Source organism: Kitasatospora sp. NPDC057512 (genome assembly GCF_042802135.1).
Classification (GTDB): Bacteria; Actinomycetota; Actinomycetes; order Streptomycetales; family Streptomycetaceae; genus Kitasatospora.
The window spans coordinates 1-5,424 of record NZ_JBHVET010000611.1 but is presented as its reverse complement, the minus strand read 5'-3'; the positions used below and the strand labels follow the sequence as shown (position 1 = coordinate 5,424).

5 protein-coding genes are annotated in these 5,424 nt (G+C 77.5%); 3 read left to right on the top strand and 2 right to left on the bottom strand.

Annotation, left to right across the window (positions count from 1 at the left end; genetic code table 11):
* Positions 1–17 precede the first annotated feature (17 nt).
* From ACFU6K_RS30300 to ACFU6K_RS30290, 3 genes are all read left to right on the top strand, one after another.
* Positions 18–926, top strand: a complete 909-nt coding sequence (locus tag ACFU6K_RS30300) for a phosphotransferase enzyme family protein (protein WP_380668384.1) — start codon at positions 18–20, stop codon at positions 924–926.
* Positions 927–1,099: 173 nt separating this feature from the next.
* A complete protein-coding gene (locus ACFU6K_RS30295; protein ID WP_380668382.1) occupies positions 1,100–2,119 on the top strand; it encodes a polysaccharide deacetylase family protein in 1,020 nt (339 codons plus the stop codon).
* 98 nt (positions 2,120–2,217) lie between these two features.
* Positions 2,218–2,976: a DUF3592 domain-containing protein gene (locus ACFU6K_RS30290; protein WP_380668380.1), complete on the top strand. Its 759-nt coding sequence runs from the start codon at positions 2,218–2,220 to the stop codon at positions 2,974–2,976.
* 28 nt (positions 2,977–3,004) lie between these two features.
* On the opposite strand, the gene ACFU6K_RS30285 is transcribed toward ACFU6K_RS30290, so the two are convergent.
* Complete coding sequence (locus tag ACFU6K_RS30285; protein WP_380668378.1) at positions 3,005–3,706, bottom strand: exonuclease domain-containing protein; 702 nt, start codon at positions 3,704–3,706, stop codon at positions 3,005–3,007.
* A gap of 183 nt (positions 3,707–3,889) precedes the next feature.
* A partial coding sequence (locus ACFU6K_RS30280; RefSeq protein WP_380668376.1) for an FtsX-like permease family protein occupies positions 3,890–5,424 on the bottom strand: 1,535 nt, incomplete at its 5' end.

The following is a 5,424-nucleotide window of genomic DNA, read 5'->3' as shown; positions in this document are numbered from 1 at the left end:
GGATGAACGTCGGCGGAATGGGAACCCCAGTCATGATCCCCTTCGACGAGGGCCGCGCCCGGCTGCTCCTCGCCCAGGCCTGCGAGTCGGCCGGGCTGGCCGCCCCCGACGGGGCCACCCTGCTCGCGCTCGGCGAGAACGCCGTCTTCGACCTCGGCGACCCGGCCGTGGTCGCCAAGGTCGGCCGCGGCCCCGAGCTGTACGACCGGGCGCACCGGGAGCTGGCGCTCGCCCACTGGCTGGCCGGGCAGGACGTGCCGGTGGTCCGCCCGTACGACGCGGTGGCGCCCGAGCCGCAGCTGGCCGACGGCCACCCCGTCACCTTCTGGCACCGGCTCGCGCCCGCCGTCCGGCCCGCCCGCCCGGTCGACCTCGCCCCGCTGCTGCGCGCCCTGCACCAGCTGCCGCCGCCGCCCTTCACCCTCGGCCGGCGCGACCTGCTGGCCCCGGTCGAGCGCTGGCTGGCCTCCGCCGAGGGCCACGTCGACCCGGCGGACGTCGCCTTCCTGCGCCACCGCCGCGACGCCTTCGAGGCCGCCCTGCCCGACCTCCTCCCACGGCTGCACCCCGGGGTGATCCACGGCGACGCGCTGCCGCGCAACGTCCACGTCGGCCCGGACGGGCCGGTCCTGCTCGACCTGGAGTTCATGGCGAACGACCTGCGCGAGCACGACCTGGTGGTCCTCGCGCTCAGCCAGGACCGGTACGGCGTGCCCGCCGAGGAGTACCGGGCGTTCACCGAGGCGTACGGCTGGGACGTGCGCGAGTGGCCGGGCTTCACGGTGCTGCGCGGCGCCCGGGAGACCGCCAGCGCCTCCTGGGTGGCGCAGCAGGCGGCCAGCAACCCGGCCGCGCTGAAGGAGTTCCGGCGCCGGGTCGACTCGCTGCGGGACGGGGCCGCCGAGGTGCGCTGGTACCCGTTCTGACGGCCGCTTCCGGTACCCGCGGCGGCGCGGGGCCGCCACCGGGGCGAGTGTGAGAAGACTCTTACGGCGGTTCGGTCCGGTCGGCAACCGGTGCACGTACGATCGGCGTCCTATCGGACAGTCATCCTGACCCGAGAGATCGGCACCGTACTCGCACCTCAGGAGCCGCCGCCATGCACCGGACCGCCCGCCGCCCCTCCGCCCCGAACCGACTGTCCCGATCCCGGCGCCGGCTGCTCGCGGGCTGTGTCACGGTGGCCGCCGCCCTGGGGCTGGCCGCGTGCGGAACCGCCAGCGGGGCGCTCCAGCCGCCGAGCGCGGCGGCGCCCTCCGGGACGGCGTCCCCGGCCGACACCCGGCCGAGCGGGACGGTGGCGACCGCCCTCACGCCGACCCCCGGCTCGGACGCCGTGCCGCCGGGCGCGGGCTCCCCGGCCGCCTCCCCCTCCTCGGCCTCCCCGTCGGCGCCGGCCAAGCCGCGCCCGTCGGCGGCCACCGGCTCGCCCCTCTCCACCACGCCCACCGCGTCGGCCGCCCCGACCGCACCGGCCGCCGACCCGTCCTCGCCCGCCGCACCGCCCCCGCGCACCGGGGCGGGCACCGTGATCGGCTCCACCGCCTCCGGCGGGCGCACCGTCGCGCTCACCTTCGACGACGGCCCCGGCCCCGCCACCGGCCAGATCCTGGACCTGCTGGCCCAGTACCACGCCAAGGCCACCTTCTGCCAGATCGGCCAGAACGCCGCCGCCAACCCCGCCATGGTCAAGCGCGTCCTGGCAGCCGGCCACCGGCTCTGCGACCACAGCGTCCACCACCCGCAGCCGTTCGCGAAGCTCCCGCACGACAAGGCCGAGTACGAGATCACCGCCGCCCGGAACATGATCCTCCAGGCGGGCGGCCCCGGCACCGAGGTCGGCTGGTTCCGCGCCCCGGGCGGCGGCTTCAACGCCGACAACGAGCACATCACCGCGAGCCTCGGGATGTCCTCGCTCGGCTGGTCCGTCGACCCGCGCGACTGGGCCCGCCCGGGGACGCCGGCGATCGTCTCGGCCGTGCAGAAGCAGCTCAAGCCCGGCGGCGTGGTCCTGATGCACGACGGGGGCGGCGACCGCAGCCAGACCGTGGCCGCGCTCAAGCAGCTGCTGCCCTGGCTGGTCGCCCAGGGCTACACCTTCGACTTCCCGGCCGCGTAGGGCCGTCGGGCCTTCCGCCGCGGAGTTTCCCCCTCGTTCACCGGCCGGACGGCGGGCGCGCGTACCGCCCGCACCAGCCGTCGCACTAGCCTCCGGGCATGACTGCCGGTCCTCCGTCGAGCAACCAACTCCCGTACCTGGAACCGCGGCTGGGCTTCGGCCGGGCGCTCGCGGCACTGTTCCTGCTGGCGCTGTGCGCGGTGGCCGGCCGGCTGTTCGCGGCCGGGGTGGTCGCCTACCGGGAACCGGAGTCCTGCACCGGGCAGCTCTGCCTCGGTTCGACCACCACCCAGGTGTACTGGGCCGGCGCCCTGTTCTGCTGGCTGACCGGCATGCTGGCGGTGTCCCGGGTCGGCCGCGCCCCCGGGCCCGGGGCCCCGAGCCGGCTGCCCCCCGGCGGCCTGCTGTTCCTCGCCCTGCTGCTCGGGCCGCTCGGCGCGGCCTTCGGCCCCGGCGGACCGTACCGGCCCGCCCTGCCCGCCCTCGTGATCCTGACGGCGCTCACCCTGCCGCTGGTCGTCCACTCCGAGGCCCGGCTCCGCGCGCAGCACCGCGCGTACCGCGCCGCCCGGACGGTCGCCGACCGGCTCGCCGCCCACGGGGTGAGCACCGCCGGCACCGTCACCGCCGTCCAGCCCGGCGAGCCGAGCGGCTACGCCCAGCCCCAGTTCCGGCTCACCGTCGGCTACGCGACCCCCGACGGCGTCCAGCGCAGCCTGGTCTGCGCGATCCGCATCCAGGCCTACCTCGCGCCGAGGGTCGGACAGCTGCTGACCGTCCGCTACGACCCGCTGGCGCCGGACACCGCCGAGGCCGCCATCGTGCCCCCGCCGGAGGGTGCCCGGGCCCAGGCCTAGGTGCTCCCGGGGACACGGCCGGCCGGCCTCACCGGGCGGGCCAGCGCGGGTCGACCACCGCCTGCGGGTCCTTGCCACGGCGCAGCCAGGCCTGGAGGCCCTCGGCCCACTGCCGGTACCAGTCGACCTGCCGGCGGTGCAGTTCCGCGAGCGGCACCGCCCCCACCTCGGCCGGGTAGCGCCCGGCCAGCGCGACGGCGACCCGGACGGCGGCCAGCGCGTCGCTGCCCGCCTCGTGGGCGTCCGTCAGCTCCACCCCGTACAGCTCGCAGACTCGTTGCAGGGTGCGCGAGCCCTTGCGGTACTTGTCCACGGCCCGGTCGATCACCAGCGCGTCCAGCACCGGCCCGACCGGCCGGCCCAGGCGCTCGGCGAGCGTCGCCAGCCCGTACCGGCGCAGCTCGGCGTCGAGCAGCGACAGGTCGAACGGCGCGTTGAACGCCACCACCGGCCGCCCGGCGGCGATCCGCTCGCACAGCGCGGCGGCTATCTCCTCCACCGCCTCCTTCGCCGGCCTGCCCTTGCTCCGCGCCACCGCGTCCCCGATCCCGTGGATCGCCTCCGCCTCGGCGGGTATCGGCACCCCGGGGTCGATCAGCCAGTGCGCGGCGCCCACCCGGGCGGCCCCGACGGTGTCCACGAGCGCGGCCGTGACGATGCGGTCCACGGCCGGGTCGGTGCCCGTGGTCTCCAGGTCGAAGCCGACCAGTGGCTGCTGCCACCAGCTCATCAGGTGTGTCCTTCCGTCCTGCCTCTCGAAACAGCCCCTATCATCACCCGCCCCACCGACAACCCGTCCCGCGGGGAGCCGTGGGCGCGGCCCGCCGGACGGCCCGCCGCGCCGGCCCGGGAGGCCTCCGGGAGGCTCCCGGAGGGGCAACCGACCGGCCCCGTAGGGCCGTTGGGTGGCGTGCTAGCGGGCCGGGGGCCGGGTGGTGAGGGCGAGGCGGGTGGGGAGGACGCTGGAGGCGACGGCGAGCAGCAGGCACAGGAGCGTGCTCGCGGCGAGCGGGGTCCAGGGCAGTCGCAGGGCGACGGCGGCCTGGCCGGCCAGGACGCGGTGGTTGAGCAGCGCGGTGGTGCCGTACTGGGTGAGCGCGGTGACGGCGAGGGCGAGCAGGGCGGCGGTGGCGACGACCAGGACGGCCTCCAGTGCGACCATCCACGTCACCTGGCGGCGCACCGTCCCGGCCAGCCGCAGGACGGCGAAGTCGCGCCGGCGGTCGGCGGTGCTCATCACCATGGTGTTGACGATGGCGATCAGCGCGTAGAGCAGGGCGGGCCCGAGGATCGTGGTGGTGGCGATCCAGGCGTAGTGGGCGCCGGGGTCGGGCCCGGGGTCGCGGGCGTCGGTGAGGGTGCCGCCGAGCCGGTCGGCCGGTTCGGCGTCGAGGTGGACGGCGGCGGGGCGGGCGTCCGCCAGGTGGCCGGCGGCGGCCTCGCCGCTGAGCAGGACCTCGTCCAGGCCGAGCTGGGTGCGGTAGACCAGGGCGAGCCGCAGGCTGGTGACGGTGCCGTCGGCGAGGCGCAGGCCGACCTGGTCGCCGAGCTTCCAGCCGTGGCCGCGGACCTGGTCGGTGGAGGCGGCGAGGGTGGCGCCGTGCAGGTCGGCGGCGCTGCCGTCGACGGCGGGCAGGGTCCAGGCGGTGGCGAGGTCGCCGTCGACGACGGTGGCGGCGGACGGCGCGCTCGCGGGCGAGTCCTCGCCGTGGTCGTCGAAGTCGGCGGCGGCGGCGCCGAGTCCGGTGACCACGGTGGCGGTGGTGGCGGTGGCGTGCAGGCCGGGCCGGGCGGCGGTGAGCCGGTGGGCGGCGTCGGCGGGCAGCGGGGCGGCGGCGGGGCGCAGCACGTACCGGGCGGCGGCGGTGGCCCGGTTCTGGGCGGTCATGGCGTCGGCGAAGGCGGCGGTGGAGCCGATCACGGTGCCGGTGAGCGCGATGGTGAGGAAGGCCGGGGTGGCGGTGGAGACGGTGCGGCGCACGGCGGTGAGGGCGTTCTGCCGGGCGAGCAGCGGGGCGGCGGCGACGGCCCGGGCGAGCGGGGCGCTGAGCAGCCGCAGCAGCGGCGGTACGACGGCCGGTGCGAACAGGGCGAGCGCGGTGATGGCGAGCAGGTCGGTGCCGAGGACCCACTGGGAGGCGAGTTGGGGGTCGGCGGGCTGGTCGCCGGGGGCGGCGGGCAGGGTGGGCGCGGCCAGGTAGTAGCCGACGGTGCCGGCCAGGGCGGTCAGGCCGAGCAGCGCGCCGGTCCAGCGCAGCGGGGTCATGACCCGCCGGTCGGCGGCGGCGTCGCCGAGCGCCTCGACGGCGCGCACCCGGCCGGCCCGCAGGGCGGCGGTGACGGCGCCGAGCAGGGCGACGAGGAGGCCGACGGCGGCGGCGAGCAGCATCGGCCCGGCGGCGGGGTGCGCGGTGAACCCGTCGGGGGCGGCGCCGCGGGCGGCCAGCC

What these genes read in the sequence shown, in the direction of transcription:
- ACFU6K_RS30300 (WP_380668384.1), top strand. Translation starts at nt 18, where the DNA reads ATGGGAACCCCAGTCATGATCCCCTTCGACGAGGGCCGCGCCCGGCTG.
- ACFU6K_RS30295 (WP_380668382.1), top strand. Translation starts at nt 1,100, where the DNA reads ATGCACCGGACCGCCCGCCGCCCCTCCGCCCCGAACCGACTGTCCCGA.
- ACFU6K_RS30290 (WP_380668380.1), top strand. Translation starts at nt 2,218, where the DNA reads ATGACTGCCGGTCCTCCGTCGAGCAACCAACTCCCGTACCTGGAACCG.
- ACFU6K_RS30285 (WP_380668378.1), bottom strand. Translation starts at nt 3,706, where the DNA reads ATGAGCTGGTGGCAGCAGCCACTGGTCGGCTTCGACCTGGAGACCACG.